Origin of the sequence: Microbacterium sp. MYb72, assembly GCF_002979415.1 — a bacterium.
Lineage (GTDB): Bacteria > Actinomycetota > Actinomycetes > Actinomycetales > Microbacteriaceae > Microbacterium > Microbacterium natoriense.
In genome coordinates this window covers 1-18,428 of sequence record NZ_PCOT01000025.1, presented here as the reverse complement: position 1 = coordinate 18,428, position 18,428 = coordinate 1, and the positions used below count along the sequence as shown (strand labels likewise).

The following is an 18,428-nucleotide window of genomic DNA, read 5'->3' as shown; positions in this document are numbered from 1 at the left end:
GCGGGTTCTCACAACCATCTACCGGGCAACCAGCGGCGAAGACGCCGCGGATTGTGACCCGGAGGTGCTCCATGCTCGACCGTCTGCACGACTACGCCGACTGCCTGGCCGACCCCGATCGCTGGGCGATCGCCACGATCGTCGAAGTGTCCGGCTCCGTCCCGCGCCCCGCTGGGACCTCCATGGCCGTGCGCAACGACGGCCGCACGATCGGCTCGATCTCGGGCGGCTGCGTCGAGGGCGCCGTGGTCGACGCGGCGATCGGATGCCTGGACACCGGCGAGGTCGAGCTGCACTCCTTCGGCTACGCCGACGACGACGGGATCTCCGTCGGCCTGATGTGCGGAGGGGACGTGCGCGTGGTCGTGCAGCCGCTGCGCACCCTGCCCGCCGGCATCCTCTCCGCCCTCGCCCACCCGGACCGCGCCCTGCGGCTCGTGCGGGAGCTGCCGCTCGACGATGCCGCCCGCAACGGAGGAGTTCTCACGTTCGGGAGGACGATTGCGGCGGATGCCTCCTCCCGAGCGCGCGTTCTCCTCCCTGGCGACACGGCGGCGGACCTCGGCGACCGGGTCCACGCGGGCCTCGACCTGGGCGGCGCGCACGTCGTGGAGATCACCGACCGCTCCGTTCCGGAGTGTCCGGTCGCGCGCCGACTGCTCGTCGAGTCGAGCGCGACGCCCGCCCGCCTCGTCATCTACGGGGCGAACGACTTCTCCGCCGCACTCGCCCAGGCCGCCGCCGTGCTCGGCCGGCACGTCACGGTGTGCGACGCCCGTCCCGTCTTCGCCACCCGGGCGCGGCACCCCGGCGCGCACGAGGTCGTGCTCGCGCATCCGGCGCAGCACTTCGCCGCGGAGACGGATGCCGGTCGCATCGACTCCCGCACCGCGATCGTCGTGCTCACCCACGACCCCCGCTTCGATCTGCCCGTGCTGGACCGCGCCCTCCGGGCCGACCTCGCCTACGTCGGCGCCATGGGGTCGCGCGTGACCCACGAGAAGCGCGTGCAGGAGCTCCGCGCGGGCGGCCTCGCCGACGCGCACCTCGATCGGCTGCACTCCCCGATCGGACTCGACCTCGGCGCTCGCACCCCTGCGGAGGTGGCGGTGTCCGTGCTCGCCGAGCTGATCCTCGTCGAGACCGCCGCGCGCACCGGCATCACCGCGTCGCCGCAGCGCAAGCTGCGCGACACCACAGGCGATGTCCACGACGCGCGCCGCGTCTGCGCGCCAGGGCCGCAGCTCGTCGCGCCGCACGGAGGCGACCTGCGAGGCGACCTGCCGGGCGACGGCCCGCAGCGCCCCGCGACGCAGCATCCCGACCCGCAGAGTGCACGAGGGCCCGGCGCAGAACCCCGGCGCACGGAGGAGGCGCTCGCATGGATGTGACGAGCGTCGACGAGGTCCTGATGTGCGCGGATCCGCGCAGCTGGCGCCCCGGCGACTCCTGGCTCGCCGGCGGCACGGTCATCTACTCCTACGGCACCGACATCACCCGCGGCGCCCCGACCCGCCTGCTCGACATCACCGGCGCCGGCTGGGTGCCCCTCGCCTGGACGCCGGACGGCGACCTCGAGATCGCCGCCACCTGCCGCATCGCCGAGCTGCGCGCCCTCTCCGACGACCCGCTCCCCGGCGGCATCCCCCGTGCCCAACTGCCGGGGCTCGACGTCATCCCGCCGGCGTGCGACTCCTTCGTCGCCTCGTGGAAGATCTGGAACGTCTCCACCGTCGGCGGCAACGTCGCCACCGCCCTGCCCGCCGGCCCCATGATCTCGCTGCTCACCGCGTGGGGCGCCACCGCCTTGATCCTGCGCCCCGACGGCCGCCGTCGCCGCGCCGCCGTCGCCGACCTCGTCGTCGGCCCCGCCAGGACCCGTCTCGGCTACGGCGAGCTCATCCGCAGCTTCCTCGTCCCCGCGGAGGCGCTGCGGCAGCGGCACGCGTTCCGTCGCCTCTCGCTCACCGAGCGCGGCCGCTCGGCGGCGCTCCTGATCGGCCGCCGCACGTCCGATCGCTCGCTGCGGCTCTCGGTCACGGCATCCGTCTTCCGTCCCGTCCTGCTCGACCTCCACGCCGACGACGGGCAGGCGGGGCGTCGACGCGCCGACCGCCTCACTCCCGCGGATGCCGGCGCCTGGCGCGCCGCGATCGACACGGCCGCGGCGGGCACGGGCGGCTGGTACGACGACATCCACGGTGATCCGGCCTGGCGCCGCCTGATGACCCACCGGCTCGGCGACGAGATCCTCGCCGAACTGCTCCCCGACGCGACCGGGGTCGACGGGGCGAGAGGCCGCGTCACCGGGGATCTGCGCATGGAGAGGACATCGGCATGAGCATCATCGAGAACAGGGTCGGCGCGGATGCCGCGGTCGCCGCAGCCGCGCGCACCGCGACGCTCGACGGACGCGAGGTCGACGTCGCCCCCGAGCCCGGCCAGTGCCTGCGCACCTGGCTGCGCGACCAGGGCTCGTACGGAGTGAAGAAGGGGTGCGACGGCGGTGACTGCGGCGCGTGCACGGTGATCGTCGACGGCGACCCCGTGCACAGCTGCGTGTATCCGGCGCACCGCGCGGCGGGCCGCGACATCGTGACGGTGCAGGGACTCGGCACCCCCGAGCATCCGCACCCCGTGCAGGAGCGCTTCCGCAGGGCGGCCGGCTTCCAGTGCGGGTTCTGCACGGCCGGGATGGTGTGCACGGTCGCCGGGATGCCGGAGGGCGCCGAGCACGACCTCGACCGCACCCTCAAGGGCAACATCTGCCGCTGCACCGGATACCGCAGCATCGAGGACGCGGTGCACGGCGTCGAGAACATCGACGACCGTGCGGGCGGCGTCGGTCACGCGACGGGCACCCCCGCGGCGCTCGGCGTCGTGACCGGCACGGTCCGCTACACGATGGACGTCGACCCCGACGAGCTGCCGGGGGCGCTGCTGTACGGGGCCGTGGTCCGCAGTCCGCACGCGCACGCCCGCGTCGTCCGCATCGACGCGGCGCGCGCCCTCTCCTCCCCCGGTGTCGTGCGGGTGCTGACGGCCGCCGACGCGCCCCGCGCGCTGTTCTCCACCGCCCAGCACGAGCTCGTCGAAGACGACCCCGACGACACGATGGTGTTCGACGACGTCATGCGCTTCGTCGGCCAGCGCGTGGCGCTCGTGGTCGCCGAGACCCAGCGGGCCGCCGACCGTGCGGCGCGCCTCGTCGAGGTCGAGTACGAGGTGCTGCCCTTCAACCTCGACCCCGAGGTCGCCGATCACCCCGACACGCCTGTCCTGCACGGAGACAGCAACATCGTGATGCGGATGGACTCCGAGGTCGGCGACCTGGAGGCGGCGCTCGCGGCATCCGCCATCGTCGAGGACCGCACCTTCCACACGCACCGCGTCTCGCACACGGCCTTGGAGACCCACGGATCGATCGCCTGGCAGGATGCCGACGGCCGCTACGTCGTGCGCAGCAGCACGCAGGTGCCGTTCCTCGTGCGGCGGGCGCTCGCGCGCGTGTTCGGACTGTCGAAGGACGAGGTGCGCGTGTACACGGGCCGCGTCGGCGGCGGCTTCGGCGGCAAGCAGGAGATGCTCACCGAAGACCTCGCGCTGCTCGCGACGAGGGCCACGGGCCGCCCCGTCCGCATCGAGTTCTCGCGCAAGGAGGTGCTCACGGCGACGACCGTGCGGCATCCGTTCCGCATGCGCGTGCGCATGGGCGCCGACTCCTCCGGCACGATCACCGGCATCGCCGTCGATGTGCGCTCGAACACCGGCGCCTACGGCAACCACGGCCCGGGGGTCATGTTCCACGGCGTGGGCGAGTCGATCGCCGTCTACCGGGCCGCGGCGAAGAAGATCGACGCCTCCGTCGTCTACACGAACTCCATCCCGTCCGGCGCGTTCCGCGGCTACGGGCTGAGCCAGATGATCTTCGCGATCGAGTCGACGGTCGATGAGCTCGCCCGCAGGCTCGGCCTCGATCCGCTCGAGATGCGCACCCGCAACCTCATCGGCGCCGACGACGCGATGATCGCCGCGCACGAGGAGCCCGACCTCATCATCGGCAGCTACGGTCTCGACGAGTGCGTGCGAGACGTGCAGGCGGGTCTCGCGAGGAACAGGGAGGCGGATGCGGCGGCCCTCGCGCCCGGCTGGACGATCGGCGAGGGCGCCGCCGTCGCCATGATCGCGACGGTGCCTCCGCGCGGACACCACTCGCACGTCACGATCCGCCTGGAAGCGGACGGGGCTTTCGGGCTCGACGTCGGCACCGCGGAGTTCGGCAACGGCACCTCGACCGTGCACCAGCAGATCGCGGCCACGGTGCTGCAGACCACGACGAGGAGGGTGCGGCTGCGTCAGGCCGACTCCGACCTCGTCGAGCACGACACCGGCGCGTTCGGCTCGACCGGCACCGTGGTCGCCGGCCGCGCCACGCACGCCGCGGCGACCTCGCTCGCCGAGAAGCTCCGCGCCCGCGCCGCCGCCCTGCTCGGCGCCCCCGTCGACGAGTGCCTGCTCGCGGGCGACCGCGTCATGCGCGGAGGCGACTCGGTCTCGCTCATCGACCTCGCCGCCGACGGCCCCCTCGAGGCAGCCGGCTACTGGGGCGGGACCCCGCGGTCGGTGGCGTTCAACGTGCAGGGGTTCCGCGTCGCGATCGACGAGGCCACGGGTGAGCTGCGCATCCTCCGCTCGATCCACGCGGCCGATGCCGGGGTGGTCGTGAATCCGGAGCAGTGCCGCGGGCAGATCGAGGGCGGCATCGCCCAGGCGATCGGCGCCGCGCTGCACGAGATCGTGCGCGTCGACGAGAACGGCCGCGTGACCAGCGACATCCTGCGGATGTATCACGTGCCCGCGTTCGCCGATGTGCCACGGTCGGAGATCTCCTTCGCGACGACGAGCGACGTGCTGGGCCCCCTGGGGGCGAAGTCGATGAGCGAGTCGCCGTTCAACCCCGTCGCCCCCGCGCTGGCGGCCGCGATCCGCGATGCCACCGGCATCCGCCTGACGACGACGCCCTTCACTCGGGACGTGATCCACGCCGCGATCCTCGAGCGCGATGCGACGAGGGGGACGGACGGATGACGCTGCACCACCGCCACGCGATCGTGCTGGCCGCTGGACGCGGATCGCGTCTCGGCCTCGGCCCCAAGGCGCTGCTGCCCTGGAACGACGAGGTGCTGGCGACCAGGGCCGCCAGGGCTGCGGCCCTCGCCGGCTGCAGCGTCTCGATCGCGATCGGCCCCGAGGCGGCGACGGTGCGGCGCTGGCTGCGTCGGCGCTCGTCCTCGGCGGTCACCGTGTACGTGCACGATGCCGAGCTCGGCATGAGCGCCTCGCTGCGCGCCGCCGCCCGGCATCTCCGATCGGCGGGCGAGAGGCCCCACGTGGTGATCGTGCTCCTCGTCGATCAGCCAGGGGTCGGCGAGCCGGTCATCCGCCGGCTCCTCGACGCGCACAGGCCTGGTCGGGCGACCAGAGCGGCGTGGGACGGCGTGCCGGGCACCCCCGTCGTGTTCGACATCGACGATCTGTTCGACGCGGCCGACACCGCGCTCGGCGACTCCGGGGCGAGGGTGTGGATGGCGATGCATCCGCAGCTCGTCGACGACATCGAGTGCGGGGACCTCGGCTCGGGAGCCGACATCGACGTCCCCGCCGACCTCGCGGGCTGGCCCGAGCTCAGCTGAGCCGTCCCGTCTCCCGCGCTCCGGAGCCCGTTCCGCTGCGGCTCCTCTTCCGGCAGGCGACGCCCTCCTAGCGCGACGCCCTCGTGAGCGCGACGCCCCTCCCGCACGCCGACGCCCCACCTGGGCGACGTCCGCCCGGTGGGGCGGGACGACCAGACGGGGCGTCGGGGGAGAAAGTCAGCAGAGAAAGAGGAGGCTCAGCCTGCGAGCGCCGCCTCGATCGGACCGCGCACGAAGTAGAGCGCGAAGCCCGCCGCGACGATCCACATGAGCCAGTGCACCTTGCGGGCACGACCCGAGAGCGCGTTGATGAGCGCCCAGGAGATGAAGCCGACGCCGATGCCGTTGGCGATCGAGTAGGTCAGCGGCATCGTGACGATCGTGAGGAACACCGGCAGGGCGACGGCGAAGTTCGTGAACTTGATCTCCTTGATCTGCCCCATCATCATCGCGCCGACCACGACGAGCGCGGCGGATCCGACCTCGATCGGCACCACGAGGGTGAGCGGGGTGAAGAACATCGAGAGCAGGAACAGGATGCCGACGACGACCGCGGCCAGACCCGTGCGCGCCCCCTCACCGATGCCGGAGGCGCTGTCGACGTAGACCGTGTTCGAGGAGGTCGAGGTCGCGCCACCGGCGACGGCGCCGAGGCCCTCGACGACGAACGCCGAGCGCAGCCGCGGGAACGTGCCGTCCTTGTAGGCGAGACCGGCGTTCTTCGCGAGCCCCGTCATGGTGCCCATGGCGTCGAAGAAGTTGGAGAACACGAGGGTGAAGACGAGCATCGTGGCCGACAAGGCGCCGATGCGGCCGAAGGATCCGAGGAGGTCGAACTGGCCGATGAGGCCGAAGTCGGGGATCGTGACGAGCGCCGTCGGGATCTCCGGGATCGTCATGTGCCAGCCGCCGGGGTTCTCGAAGCTCGGACCGAGCTTGAAGATCGCCTGCGCGATGATCGCGAGGACGGTCGAGGCGACGATGCCGATCAGGATGCCGCCGGGCACCTTGCGCGCGACGAGCACGCCGATGAGCACGAGCCCGATGAGGAAGATGAGCGTCGGGATCGAGGTGATCGATCCGCCGTCGCCGAGCTGCACGGGCGGGCCGCCGGCCGTGCGGTTCACGAAGCCCGAGTCGACGAAGCCGATGAAGGCGATGAACAGGCCGATGCCGACCGTGATCGCCGCCTTGAGCTGGGCGGGAACCGCGTTGAAGATGGCGGTCCGGATGCCGGTGGCTCCGAACAGCACGATCAGGATGCCGTTGATGACGACGAGCCCCATGGCCTCGGGCCAGGTGACCTGTCCGACGACGGACACGGCGAGGAAGGAGTTGATGCCGAGCCCCGCGGCGAGCGCGAACGGGAGTCGTGCGATGAGTCCGAACAGGATCGTCATGACGCCGGCGGTGAGGCCGGTGGCCGCCCCGATCTGCGCGCCGTTCAGGGCGTTGCCCGCGACGTCCTCGACGCCGCCGAGGATGAGCGGGTTGAGGATGACGATGTACGCCATCGTCACGAAGGTGACGATGCCGCCGCGGATCTCGCGGGCCACCGTCGACCCGCGACGGGTGATCTCGAAGAATCGGTCGAACGCGTTCTTGGGCTCGGCGTCGACCGTGGCGGTCGCTCCGGTGGCCAGGGGCGGGAGCTCCGGCGCGGGGATCGCGCCGGTCTCGGGGTCGTTGAAGACATGTGAAGACATCATCGGCTCCAGTGTTGTTGTGCGGAGGTGGTGCTCGGGTTCGCCGAAGGAGCGGCTCCCCGGTGGTCGCCGCGGGCGCAGGGGCCCGTCAGCGGTCGGTGCGCGTCGGCCTTCGGCGCGCGTCAGCGGTGCGCGTCAGTAGTCGATGCGCGAGACGTTGGCGTTCCACTCGGTGAACGGGGCGACGCGTTCGGCGGGGGCCAGGGCCTCCTGGCCGACGGGCATGATGGCCCGGTCCTCGGGGCCGCCCTCGAAGTAGCGGTAGAACACCGCGTCGTCGAAGCCGGCGTCGGCCGCGTCGTGTCGGTCGGCGGCGAAGTAGACCCGGTCGATGCGGGCCCAGAGCGAGGTGGCGAGGCACATCGGGCAGGGCTCGCAGCTCGTGTAGAGCGTGGCCCCGGTGAGATCGAACGTGCCGAGCCCCTGGCAGGCGTTGCGGATCGCCGTGACCTCGGCGTGCGCCGAGGGGTCGAGGTTCGCCGTGACCCGGTTGACGCCCTCGAAGACCTGCCCGTCCGCCGAGACGACGATCGCCCCGAACGGACCGCCCGCGTCGCGGACGTTCTCGGTGGCGAGGGCGACGGCCCGGGAGAGGTACTCGGCCGGAGTCGGCTGGGAGTCGATGGCGGGCGCGCTGATGCTGCTCATGAAGGCTTCCTTGCTGTCGTCGCAGTGATACGGCTTCCGGCAGGCCCTGTGGGGGTCGGCCTCGAGATATACGTCGAACCGCTAGGTTGTGCTTTCGTGACGGGCGACCATCATCGGTCGTCCAGCCAGCACCGACTGTACCCCCGTGAGAGCCGAACGTCCAGAAGTTTGTGAAATTCACATTCCGCGATGCGAAATCGTGTCTTGTGATTCCGCAGATGCGGAACTATGGTCATCGCCATGACGCATTTCCGGATCAGTGAAGCAGCCCATCTTCTGGGCGTCAGCGACGACACCGTGCGCCGCTGGGTGGGCGACGGCATCCTGCCCGCCGTTCCCGACGCCTCGGGGCGCCAGGTGGTGGCGGGGGCCGACCTCGCCGCGCAGGCTCAGCGACTCGCCGGAGAAGCGGCCGACGACGACCCCGTCCGCCGCAGCGCCCGCAACCGCTTCACCGGACTCGTGACGTCCGTCCAGATCGACGGCCTCATGGCGCAGGTCGAGCTGCAGAGCGGTCCGCACCGCGTCGTGTCCCTGATGTCCGCCGAGGCCGCCCGCGAGCTCGCACTCGAGGTCGGCAGCAAGGCGACAGCCGTCATCAAGGCGACCATGGTGGTCGTCGAGACCGAGAGAGAGAACACTCCGTGACCCGCACCATCCGCGCCTCCGCGCTCGTCGCGCTTACCGCCGTGGGCCTCGCCGCCCTGGTCGGCTGCAGCGCCCCCGCGCCCGACGCCGCTCCGGCCTCCCCCGCGGCCACCACCGAAGCCGACGCCCTCAGCGGCGAGCTGACGATCTTCGCGGCCGCCTCGCTCACCGCGGCCTTCGACGAGCTCGCCGCCGAGTTCGAGGCGCAGCATCCCGACGTCGACGTGCTCCCGATCAGCTACGACGGCTCCTCGGTGCTCGCCACCCAGCTGATCGAGGGCGCCACGGCCGACGTCTTCGCCTCGGCCGATGAGAAGAACCTCGCCAAGGTCACCGACGCGGGGCTCGCCGGGTCCGGTGAGGCGTTCGCGACGAACGTGCTGCAGATCGCCGTCGCCCCTGGCGACCCGAAGCGCGTCGAGACCCTCGCGGATCTCGCCGACCCCGCCCTCACCGTGGTCGTGTGCGCGGCCGAGGTGCCGTGCGGCAGCGCCTCGCGCACTCTGCTCGACGCCGCGGGCGTGACGCTGACCCCGGCCAGCGAGGAGCAGAACGTGACAGCCGTGCTGTCCAAGGTGAAGTCGGGCGAGGCCGACGCCGGGCTCGTGTACGCGACCGATGTGAAGGCCGCGGGCGACGCGGTGACCGGCATCGAGATCGACGGCGCGGATGCCGCGACCAACATCTACCCGATCGCCGCTCTGAAGGGCACGAAGAATCCGGAGGCCGCGAAGGCGTTCGTCGCCTTCGTGCTGTCGGATGCCGGACAGAAGGTGCTCACGACCCTCGGCTTCGGCGCTCCGTGAGCGGCGGCGACGAAGGGCGGCGCGGCGGCATCCATCGACGGGTGCCGCCCTGGCTCTGGGTGCCGGCCGCGCTCGGCGCCCTCGTGCTGACGCTGCCCTTCGTCGCCCTCCTGATCCGCCTGGACTGGACGGCCGTGCCCGCGGCGATCACCGCACCGGCGGCCCTGCAGGCCCTCGGCCTGTCGCTGTCCACCGCGGCGGTCGCGACCGCCGTGTGCGTGCTGCTCGGCGTGCCGCTCGCCCTCGTGATCGCACGCAGCTCGGGCGCCCTCGCCGCGGTCCTGCGCACCCTGACCACGCTGCCGCTGGTGCTGCCGCCCCTCGTCGGCGGCATCGCGCTGCTGTCGCTCCTCGGCCGCAACGGTCTTCTCGGCGGTGCTCTCGCGGTGCTCGGCATCCGCATCCCGTTCACGACCGCCGCGGTCGTGATCGCCCAGGTCTTCGTGGCCCTGCCGTTCCTCGTGATCTCGGTCGAGGGGGCGCTGCGCGCCGTCGGCACCGGACACGAGGCGGTCGCCGCGAGCCTGGGCGCTCGCCCGCTGACCGTCTTCTGCCGGGTGACCCTGCCGCTCGCCGCACCGGGTCTCATCGCGGGCGCCGTGCTCTGCTTCGCGCGGGCGATGGGCGAGTTCGGGGCCACCGCCCTGTTCGCCGGCAACGCGCCCGGTGTGACCAGGACCATGCCGCTCGCGATCTACACGGCGTTCAACGGAGCGGGCGTGCAGGAGGACACCGCGATCGCGCTGTCGCTGCTGCTGATCCTCGTGGCGGTGGCCGTGCTCCTGCTGATGCGCGGCTGGCGAGCGGATGCCGTGCGATGACCCTCGACGTCGACATCACGGCTCGGGCCGGAGCCTTCCGCGTGGCTGCGGCGTTCGCCGTCGCGCCGGGCGAGGCGCTGGCGCTGCTCGGACCCAACGGCGCGGGCAAGTCCACGCTGCTCGCGGCCATCGCCGGTCACGCTCCGCACGCCGAGGGCACGATCGCGTTGAACGGCTCGCCGATCGCCGCGTCGACTCCCCCGGAGCGGCGACGGATCGGCCTGCTGGGTCAGCGCGCGCTGCTGTTCCCCCACCTCACGGCCCTGGAGAACGTCGCCTTCGGCCCGCGCGCCCAGGGCGTGGCCGCCCCCGAGGCACGGCGCCGAGCGCTCGTGCACCTCGACGAGGTCGGTCTGCACGACGTCGCGGGGCGCCGCCCTGCGGAGCTCTCCGGGGGCCAGCAGCAGCGCGTGGCCCTCGCGCGCGCCCTCGCAGCCGACCCGCTCGCGCTGCTGCTCGACGAGCCCTTCGCCTCCCTCGACGCCGAGACGGGTACGCAGGCCCGCCGACTGGTCACGCAGTTGCGCGACCGCCTCGGCATCCCGATCGTGATCGTGACGCACGATCCGCTCGACGCGGTGATGCTGGCCTCGCGCACCGTCGTGATCGACGACGGGCGCGTCGTGCAGCACGGGCCGACCGCCGAGGTGCTCGGTCATCCGCGTTCGCGCTTCGCCGCGGCCATCGCCGGGGTGAACCTCGTCGCGGGATCCGGCGCGACCGGGAACGCCCTGCAGGCCGAGAGCGGCCTCCGCCTCATCGGCCACGGCGACGCCCTCGCGGTCGGCGAGGCGGGATCGGCGGTGTTCGCCCCCTCGTCGGTGCGGATCTCGGCGGATGCCGGCACGGCCCCGCCCCCGGGAGAGAACTCCTGGCACGGGACGGTCGCGGTCATGGAGGCCGTCGCCGGCGGCGTGCGCCTGTTCACCGCCGAGCATCCGGAGCTGGCGGTGGACTGCCCGTCAGGGACCGCCGCGGCCCTCGGCATCCGCCCCGGTGCGGCCCTCGCTTTCCGCGTCGATGCCGCCGATGTCTCCCTGCGGCGCGACGCGGATGCTCCCGCCTGAGCATCCGTCTCCGCCCCGCCGTTCGGGCGGCGGGGAACGCCACCGGAACGACCGGGGGCGGGAGAGGCACTCCCGGCATCCGGTGCTACCGTAGCCACTCGAAAGGGTGGACGATGAGGATCACGCCGTCTCACGGAACCGGTGCAGGCACCGCCGGAGCGCTGCGCCTGCCCTCCGTCGGCCTCCTCGACGCCCGTGATCGTCCGCTGCGCGATCTGCGCATCTCGGTGACCGATCGCTGCAACTTCCGCTGCGTGTACTGCATGCCGCGTGCCGTGTTCGGGCGGGACTACGCCTTCCTCGACCGCGACGAGCTGCTGAGCTTCGACGAGATCGAACGCCTCTCGCGGATCGCCGTCGACCACGGCGTCCGCAAGCTGCGGCTGACCGGCGGTGAGCCCCTGCTGCGCCGCGGCATCGAGGATCTCATCTCCCGCCTCTCGGCGCTGCGGACGCCGGACGGCGACAGGGTCGAGATCGCGCTGACCACGAACGGCTCCGCCCTCGCCGTGAAGGCGCAGGCGCTCAAGGACGCGGGGCTCGACCGGCTCACCGTCTCGGTCGACACCCTCGACGACGAGCTGTTCCAGCGCATGAACGACGTCCGCTTCCCCGTGTCACGGGTGCTGGAGGGCATCGAGGCCGCGCGGGCGGCGGGCATCGGCCCCATCAAGATCAACATGGTCGTCAAGCGAGGGCTCAACGACGGCGAGATCGAGGCGATGGCCGCCCGCTTCAAGGACACCCCGTACACGCTGCGGTTCATCGAGTACATGGATGTCGGGACCTCGAACGGCTGGGAGCTGGACGAGGTGGTCTCGGCGGCCGAGATCGTGGAGCGCATCGGCGCGCTGTTCCCGCTCGAGCCGGTGGGGGCCAGGGCCACGGGCGAGACCGCGAAGCGCTGGCGATACGCCGACGGCTCGGGTGAGATCGGGATCATCTCCTCCGTCACCAACACGTTCTGCGGCACCTGCAACCGCGCGCGGATCTCGACCGAGGGACGGCTCTTCACCTGCCTGTTCGCGACCGAGGGGCACGACCTGCGCGCACTGCTCCGCGGCGGCGCGTCGGACCACGAGCTGTCCGCGGCGATGGCGGGCATCTGGGCCGCGCGCGACGACCGCTACTCCGAGATCCGCGCCGACCTCACCCCCGAGCTGCGCGCCGCACGCCAGCGCATCGAGATGAGCTACATCGGCGGCTGAGCGCGGCGGGCGCGCAGCGTGGATCAGAAACGCCTCCCCGCGCCGTCGCGCAGCCGCATTTCTGATCCATATCGAACGACCACGGGGAACCGCCGGCAGTCAGAGGCCGACCCACTCGGAGACGCCGTCGTCGTAGTGCTGGCGCTTCCAGATGGGCACGCCGCGCTTGATCTCCTCGACCAGGCGCTCGCACGCCTCGAACGCGGCGGCCCTGTGGCCGGCGGATGCCGCCGCGAACAGCGCGATGTCTCCGATGTGCAGATCGCCGATGCGGTGCGCCGCCGCCACCCTCATCCCGGTCTCGGCTGCCGTGCGCTCGACGATCTCGCGCAGGAACCGCTCGGCGTCGGGGTGCGCCCGATAGTCCAGCGCGCGCACCGCCCGTCCGCCGTCATGGTCGCGCACCACGCCGCAGAACATCACGACCGCGCCGTCGGCGTCTCCGCCCACGGCGCCGCGGACGGTCGCCTCGTCGATCGGCTCGTCGGTGATCAGGGCGAAGGTCATGCGGGAACTCCTTCTCCGCGCGCGGCGGACGTGTCTGTCTGGCGGTCGGCGTCGCCGACGACCTCTCCGCCGATCTCGACGTACGAGCGGATGCCGCCCACGACGTGGACCGCGTCGAATCCGCGTTCGCGCAGCGCCGCGGCGGCCCGGCGGGAGCGCGGATCCTTCTCGCAGTAGACCACGACGGGCAGGGCGGTCTCCGGGCCCTCCCCCGCGTCGATCCGTCCGACCGGGAGGAGGCTCCCTCCGGGGATCCGACGCAGCGCGGCCTCCTCGGCCTCGCGGACGTCGAGCAGCAGCATCCGCTCCCCCGCCCGCCGCCTGCGCAGGAGCTCGGCCGCGGAGATCGAGGCGCCGGGGTCGGGCGCCGTGCCGCACAGGACCTCGTAGTCGTCGAGCCCCGTGAGCTCCTCGCGCGTCTCGTCGACCGCGTAGGCGATCTCCCGGGTGCGGGCGGTGAGCGCGTCGTAGAACAGCACGCGGCCGAGCAGCGGCTCTCCGACGCCGGTGATCAGCTTGACGACCTCGGTCGCCATGAGCGATCCGATGGCCGTGCACAGGCTGGGCAGCACTCCGCCGAGCTCGCACGAGAGCGCCTCGTCGGCCGGGGGCGGCGCGGGGAACAGATCGCGGAACGTCGGGCCGTGCCCCTTCCACGCGATGCCCACCTGACCGTGGAAGCGCAGGATCGACCCCCACACCAGGGGCTTACCCGCGAGCTCCGCGGTGTCGTTCGCGAGGTAGCGGGTGGCGAAGTTGTCGCTCCCGTCGACGAGCAGGTCGTAGTCGGCGAGGAGTCCGGGGAGGTTCGCCGCCACCGCCCGCTCGCGGTGCCGGTGCACGGTGCAGGCGGGGTCGATCGCCCGCACGGTCTCGGCCAGCGAGTCGACCTTCGCCCGACCGATGTCGGCCACGCCGTGGCTGAGTTGGCGGTGCAGGTTGGAGAGCTCCACGAGGTCGTCGTCGACGATGCCGATCGTGCCGACGCCGGCTCCGGCGAGCGCGGGGACGAGGGCACTCCCCAAACCGCCCGCGCCGATCACCAGGACGCGGGATGCGGCAAGCCGTCGCTGCGCCGTCTCGCCGAAGCCGGGCAGCATGAGCTGACGGCTGTACCGGGTGATGCGGTCGGGCTCCAGCGCCGGCCCCGGTTCGATGAGCCCAGGAGTCATGCGCGCCAGTCTACGTCCGGCGCAGGTCGGGGCGGCGGGCCCGGTGTCGGCCGCTCGTCATAGGATGAGCGGCATGGCGATCGTGATGCTGCGGTACTTCGCCGCGGCCGCCGAGGCCGCGGGGCGCGAGGCGGAAGAGCTCGACCTCGGAGCCGACCACACCCTCGGGGCGCTTCGCGATGCGCTCATCGGCCGCTACGGCGACCCCATGTCGCGCGTGTTGAAGAGCGGGTCGTTCCTCGTCGACGGCGTCGTGCGCCGCGACCCGGCGCTGCCCGCCGGCGAGCGCGTCGACATCCTCCCCCCGTTCGCGGGCGGGTGACGCGATGGCCGTGACCCTCGACGAGCACGCCGCCGCCGTCGCCGCTCTGCTCTCTCCCGTCCTCTCCGCGCTCGCCGATCCGGCGCACGCCGAGACCGTGCCGCTCGCTCCCGCAGGTCCGGCCAGGGGCCGCGTGCTGGCCGCCGACATCGCCAGCCCGATCCCGGTTCCTCCGTTCACCAACTCGCAGATGGACGGCTACGCCGTGCGCTCCGCCGACCTCGCCGCGGCGACCGAGGCGCGGCCGGTGCGGCTCCCGATCGGACGCGTGCGCGCGGCGGGCGATGCCGCGGGCGTGCACGAGCCCGGCACGGCGACCCCGGTCATGACGGGAGCCGCCATCCCCGAGGGCGCCGATGCGGTCGTGCAGATCGAGGCGGTGGATCCCCCGCGCTTCCTCGGCATCGGCGGCGCGCAGGGCGATCCGAGCGACGGGGTGGCGTTCTCGGCCCCCGCGACGCCGGGAGCGTTCGTGCGCGAGGTCGGCAGCGATGTCACCGCGGGGCAGTCGCTGCTCGCCGCAGGCACGCGCCTCGGCCCCGCGCAGCTCGCCGCTCTCGCCGCGGTCGGGCTCACGTCCGCACCGGTGCGTCCGCGCCCCAAGGTGCTCCTGGTCTCGACGGGGCACGAGCTGCGCGCCCCGGGCGAACCTCTCGACTCCGGTCAGATCCACGACGCGAACACGGCCTCGCTCGCGGCATCCCTCATCGATGTCGGCGCCGAGGTCACCTGTGCGGCGGCCCCCGACGACGCGTCCGCCCTGCTGGCGGTCGTCGCCGCGCACCCCGAGGCCGACCTGCTTGTCACGACCGGCGGCGTGAGCGCCGGCGCCTTCGAGGTCGTGCGCGACGCCCTCGAACCCCGCGGCGTGAGCTTCGGGCACGTCGCCATGCAGCCGGGCGGGCCGCAAGGCGCGGGCCTCCTCCGACGCGAGGGGCTCCCGGATCTTCCGGTCATCGCGTTCCCCGGCAACCCGGTGTCGGCGCTGCTGTCCTTCGAGATGTTCCTGCGCCCGCTGCTGCGGCGGGCTGCGGGCCTGCGCGAACGGCGCGAGGTGTCGTGGCTGCCGCTCGCGCACGCGATCGAGTCCCCGCAGGGCAAGCACCAGATCCGCCGAGGGATGCTGCGCGACGACGGCAGTGTCGCGGTGGGGGCGCCGGGGTCGCATCTGCTGCACGACTACGCGCGCGCCACGGTTCTGGTTCATGTGCCGACGGGCATCGCCGCGCTTCCCGCCGGCGCCGAGGTCGAGGTCTGGAGGATCGATGAGTGAGCTCTCGCACCTGCGAGCGGACGGGTCGGCGCACATGGTCGACGTCACCGAGAAGCAGGTGACCCGCCGAGAGGCGTCCGCGCAGGCCGTGCTCGTGACGACGCCGGAGGTCGTGGCGATGATCGCCGACGGCTCGCTGCCCAAGGGCGAGGCGCTGGGCACGGCGCGGCTCGCCGGCATCATGGGCGCCAAGCAGACGTCGACGCTGATCCCGCTGTGCCATCCGCTGCCGCTGACGAAGCTGTCGGTCGACCTGGAGCCCCAGGGCGATCGAGTGCGCATCGTCGCGACCGCCGTGACGAACGGCGTCACCGGGGTCGAGATGGAGGCCCTCACGGCGGCGAGCGTGTCGGCGCTGACGCTATACGACATGATCAAGGCCGTCGACAAGCACGCCGTCATCACCGACGTGCTCGTGCTCGCGAAGTCGGGCGGCAAGAGCGGCGACTGGTCGCGCCCGTGACCCGCACGGCTCACGTGCTCGTGGTGTCGACCAGGGCCGCGAGCGGCGTGTACGACGACCGCACCGGCCCGGTGATCGCGCAGTGGCTGCGTGATCGCGGCTTCGACGTGCGGGTCGAGGTGACGGCGGATGCCGGGGTCGCCGATGCCCTCGCAGCGCTGCTGTCGCAGCATCCGTCCGTCCTGCTCACGACCGGCGGCACGGGGATCTCGCCCGACGACCGCACTCCGGAGGCGACCCGCGCTCTGCTCGATGCGGAGCTGCCGGGCATCGTCGAGGAGGTCCGGCGCCGCGGTGCCGCCGTGACGCCGACCGCCGTGCTCAGCAGGGCCGTGGCTGGCATCGCCGGCGGATGCCTCGTGATGAACCTGCCCGGGTCCTCGGGGGGCGTCCGCGACGGTCTCGCCGTGCTCGACGGCGTGCTCGACCACGTGCTCGATCAGCTCTCCGGAGGGGATCACTGATGTGCACCGTCATCGTCGATGCGGCAGACGCGGCATCCGTCCGTCTGCTCGCTGTGCGCGATGAAGACCCGCAGCGCGACTGGGACGAGCCCGGCGCCTGGTGGCCGGAGAGCCATCCTGGCGTGATCGGCATCCGCGACCGCCGCGCCGGAGGGGCCTGGCTCGCCGCGAATCCGGCGGAGCGCCGTCTCGCGGTGCTGCTGAACCGTGCCGACGTGCTCGATCTGCCGGCGGATCAGGCGCTGTCTCGGGGGTCGCTCGCCCTGGAGTCGGTCATGGGGCGTTCGCCCGTCGCCCCCGAGAGGATGCACGGCTTCAACCTCCTGGAGGTCCGTCCGGAGGGCGCCCGCGTGCTCAGCTGGGACGGCGCGACACTGCGGGAGACGCCCATCGAGCCCGGCACGCACATGATCGCGCACGACGATCTCGATGACGAAGAGACGCCGCGCATCGCGGCGTGGCTGCCGGAGTTCCGCTCTCTCGGACCGACCTCCGCGAGCGCCGACTGGCGAGCGGAGTGGGTGGGGATGCTGGCGGCATCCGCCCGCCTCTCCCCCGAAGACGACAGGGCCATCATCCGCGACAACCGGCCCCACGGGTATCCGACGCAGTCGCTGCTGTACTGCACGGCATCCGTCTCGGACCGGGGCATCGACCTCGACTATCACGCGCTGCCGACGCCGGCGCGCTGGGCGGCGCCGGCGTCCTGACGCGTCGCGCCTTCTCGCCTCGACCCATTGCTCCGGGCGGGTTCCTCGGGTATAACTCTTCGTAAAGAACGTTTCCTAAATGTTCTACCCCCCACCCCACCGGAGGAACAATGCGTCACCGTCGACCCCTGCTGGCCCTGCTGGCAGCCGCAGTCGCACTACCGCTCACCGGCCTGATCGCCACCTCGGCCCAGGCGACGACGACCATCACCCTGCGCGATCCCGTGAAGCGGGAGATCGCCCAGGAGATCATCACCTCGGCTGAGAACTCCTCGCTGAACTGGTACGACCAGTACAGCTACATCGAGCCCTACCCCGACGGCCGCGGCCTCACCGCCGGCATCGTGGGCTTCACGTCCGGCACCCACGACATGCTCGTGCTCGTGCAGAACTACACCCAGAAGTACCCGAACAACCGCCTCGCGAAGTGGATCGACGAGTTGGAGCAGGTCGACGGCACCGACAACACGGCGCCGCTCGGCGAGGCGTACATGGCCGACTGGCGCGCCGAGGGTGCGGTGCCCGCGTTCCAGCAGGCGCAGCGCGACGAGGTCACCGTGCAGTACTTCGACCCCGCCGTCGACCTCGCGATCGCCGACGGCGTCGGTCCGCTCGGGCAGTTCGCGTACTACGACGCCGCCGTCGTGCACGGTTACTCCGGGCTCGAGGACGTGCGCACCCAGGCGAAGAAGAAGGCGAAGACGCCGGCCGCCGGCGGCACCGAGACCGCCTACCTCAAGGCCTTCCTCGACGCGCGCGTGGTCGAGATGAAGAAGGAGGAGGCGCACGAGGACGTCAGCCGCATCGAGAACGCGCAGCGCGTCTGGCTCAACGCCGGCAACCTCAACCTCAACACGCCGCTGAACTGGTCGGTCTACGGCGACCCGTACTCGATCCCCACCAACCCCACCCCGCACTGG

The 18,428-nt window shown here is 72.4% G+C and carries 19 protein-coding genes; 15 read left to right on the top strand and 4 right to left on the bottom strand.

The window, feature by feature from the left end; genetic code table 11:
- Nucleotides 1–71 precede the first annotated feature (71 nt).
- Genes CQ047_RS13795 through CQ047_RS13780 form a run of 4 tightly spaced genes read left to right on the top strand, consistent with a single transcriptional unit; the run spans nucleotide 72 to nucleotide 5,693 of the window.
- Nucleotides 72–1,391, top strand: a complete 1,320-nt coding sequence (locus CQ047_RS13795) for an XdhC family protein (RefSeq protein WP_105676220.1) — start codon at nucleotides 72–74, stop codon at nucleotides 1,389–1,391.
- Nucleotides 1,382–2,341, top strand: a complete 960-nt coding sequence (locus CQ047_RS13790; protein WP_105676218.1) for an FAD binding domain-containing protein — start codon at nucleotides 1,382–1,384, stop codon at nucleotides 2,339–2,341. Before CQ047_RS13795 ends, CQ047_RS13790 begins: the two co-directional genes overlap by 10 nt.
- Nucleotides 2,338–5,088 (top strand): molybdopterin cofactor-binding domain-containing protein, encoded by a 2,751-nt coding sequence (locus CQ047_RS13785; RefSeq protein ID WP_105676216.1) that lies wholly within the window; start codon nucleotides 2,338–2,340, stop codon nucleotides 5,086–5,088. Before CQ047_RS13790 ends, CQ047_RS13785 begins: the two co-directional genes overlap by 4 nt.
- Entirely contained in the window at nucleotides 5,085–5,693 is a 609-nt protein-coding gene (locus CQ047_RS13780) for an NTP transferase domain-containing protein (RefSeq protein ID WP_105676214.1), read from the top strand. Before CQ047_RS13785 ends, CQ047_RS13780 begins: the two co-directional genes overlap by 4 nt.
- Before the next feature lie 197 nt (nucleotides 5,694–5,890).
- Here CQ047_RS13780 and CQ047_RS13775 read toward each other — a convergent pair whose 3' ends face one another.
- Complete coding sequence (locus CQ047_RS13775) at nucleotides 5,891–7,402, bottom strand: NCS2 family permease (RefSeq protein ID WP_105676212.1); 1,512 nt, start codon at nucleotides 7,400–7,402, stop codon at nucleotides 5,891–5,893.
- A 132-nt stretch (nucleotides 7,403–7,534) separates the two neighbouring features.
- Nucleotides 7,535–8,047 carry a nucleoside deaminase gene (locus tag CQ047_RS13770; RefSeq protein WP_105676210.1) on the bottom strand — a complete coding sequence of 171 codons (513 nt, stop codon included), beginning with the start codon at nucleotides 8,045–8,047 and terminating at the stop codon, nucleotides 7,535–7,537.
- 240 nt (nucleotides 8,048–8,287) lie between these two features.
- Here CQ047_RS13770 and CQ047_RS13765 point away from each other — a divergent pair, with 240 nt between their 5' ends.
- From CQ047_RS13765 to moaA, 5 genes are all read left to right on the top strand, one after another.
- Nucleotides 8,288–8,695, top strand: coding sequence for a molybdopterin-binding protein (locus CQ047_RS13765; protein WP_105676275.1), 408 nt, complete (start codon nucleotides 8,288–8,290; stop codon nucleotides 8,693–8,695).
- Nucleotides 8,692–9,501 (top strand): molybdate ABC transporter substrate-binding protein, encoded by an 810-nt coding sequence (gene modA, locus CQ047_RS13760; protein ID WP_258132664.1) that lies wholly within the window; start codon nucleotides 8,692–8,694, stop codon nucleotides 9,499–9,501. The genes CQ047_RS13765 and modA overlap by 4 nt, the downstream gene beginning before the upstream one ends.
- A complete protein-coding gene (locus CQ047_RS13755) occupies nucleotides 9,498–10,322 on the top strand; it encodes an ABC transporter permease (RefSeq protein WP_181155945.1) in 825 nt (274 codons plus the stop codon). The genes modA and CQ047_RS13755 overlap by 4 nt, the downstream gene beginning before the upstream one ends.
- A complete protein-coding gene (locus CQ047_RS13750; RefSeq protein WP_105676208.1) occupies nucleotides 10,319–11,389 on the top strand; it encodes a sulfate/molybdate ABC transporter ATP-binding protein in 1,071 nt (356 codons plus the stop codon). The genes CQ047_RS13755 and CQ047_RS13750 overlap by 4 nt, the downstream gene beginning before the upstream one ends.
- Nucleotides 11,390–11,502: 113 nt before the next feature.
- A complete protein-coding gene (gene moaA / locus CQ047_RS13745; RefSeq protein ID WP_105676206.1) occupies nucleotides 11,503–12,597 on the top strand; it encodes a GTP 3',8-cyclase MoaA in 1,095 nt (364 codons plus the stop codon).
- 99 nt (nucleotides 12,598–12,696) lie between these two features.
- On the opposite strand, the gene CQ047_RS13740 is transcribed toward moaA, so the two are convergent.
- Complete coding sequence (locus tag CQ047_RS13740; RefSeq protein ID WP_105676204.1) at nucleotides 12,697–13,104, bottom strand: molybdenum cofactor biosynthesis protein MoaE; 408 nt, start codon at nucleotides 13,102–13,104, stop codon at nucleotides 12,697–12,699.
- Nucleotides 13,101–14,276 carry a ThiF family adenylyltransferase gene (locus tag CQ047_RS13735; protein WP_105676202.1) on the bottom strand — a complete coding sequence of 392 codons (1,176 nt, stop codon included), beginning with the start codon at nucleotides 14,274–14,276 and terminating at the stop codon, nucleotides 13,101–13,103. Before CQ047_RS13735 ends, CQ047_RS13740 begins: the two co-directional genes overlap by 4 nt.
- Before the next feature lie 73 nt (nucleotides 14,277–14,349).
- Between CQ047_RS13735 and CQ047_RS13730 the strand changes: the two genes are divergently transcribed.
- The 6 genes from CQ047_RS13730 to CQ047_RS13705 form a co-directional block, all read left to right on the top strand.
- The gene (locus CQ047_RS13730) at nucleotides 14,350–14,598 is read left to right on the top strand and encodes a MoaD/ThiS family protein (protein ID WP_105676200.1); all 249 of its coding nucleotides are present in this window, start codon (nucleotides 14,350–14,352) and stop codon (nucleotides 14,596–14,598) included.
- A 4-nt stretch (nucleotides 14,599–14,602) separates the two neighbouring features.
- A complete protein-coding gene (gene glp / locus CQ047_RS13725; RefSeq protein WP_105676198.1) occupies nucleotides 14,603–15,871 on the top strand; it encodes a gephyrin-like molybdotransferase Glp in 1,269 nt (422 codons plus the stop codon).
- The gene (gene moaC / locus CQ047_RS13720) at nucleotides 15,864–16,334 is read left to right on the top strand and encodes a cyclic pyranopterin monophosphate synthase MoaC (RefSeq protein WP_105676196.1); all 471 of its coding nucleotides are present in this window, start codon (nucleotides 15,864–15,866) and stop codon (nucleotides 16,332–16,334) included. The genes glp and moaC overlap by 8 nt, the downstream gene beginning before the upstream one ends.
- Nucleotides 16,331–16,798 (top strand): molybdenum cofactor biosynthesis protein B, encoded by a 468-nt coding sequence (locus CQ047_RS13715; protein WP_105676194.1) that lies wholly within the window; start codon nucleotides 16,331–16,333, stop codon nucleotides 16,796–16,798. The genes moaC and CQ047_RS13715 overlap by 4 nt, the downstream gene beginning before the upstream one ends.
- Nucleotides 16,798–17,508 (top strand): NRDE family protein, encoded by a 711-nt coding sequence (locus CQ047_RS13710; RefSeq protein WP_105676192.1) that lies wholly within the window; start codon nucleotides 16,798–16,800, stop codon nucleotides 17,506–17,508. The genes CQ047_RS13715 and CQ047_RS13710 overlap by 1 nt, the downstream gene beginning before the upstream one ends.
- 110 nt (nucleotides 17,509–17,618) lie before the next feature.
- Nucleotides 17,619–18,428 (top strand): chitosanase (locus tag CQ047_RS13705; RefSeq protein WP_146114355.1); only part of this gene is annotated, 810 nt, incomplete at its 3' end.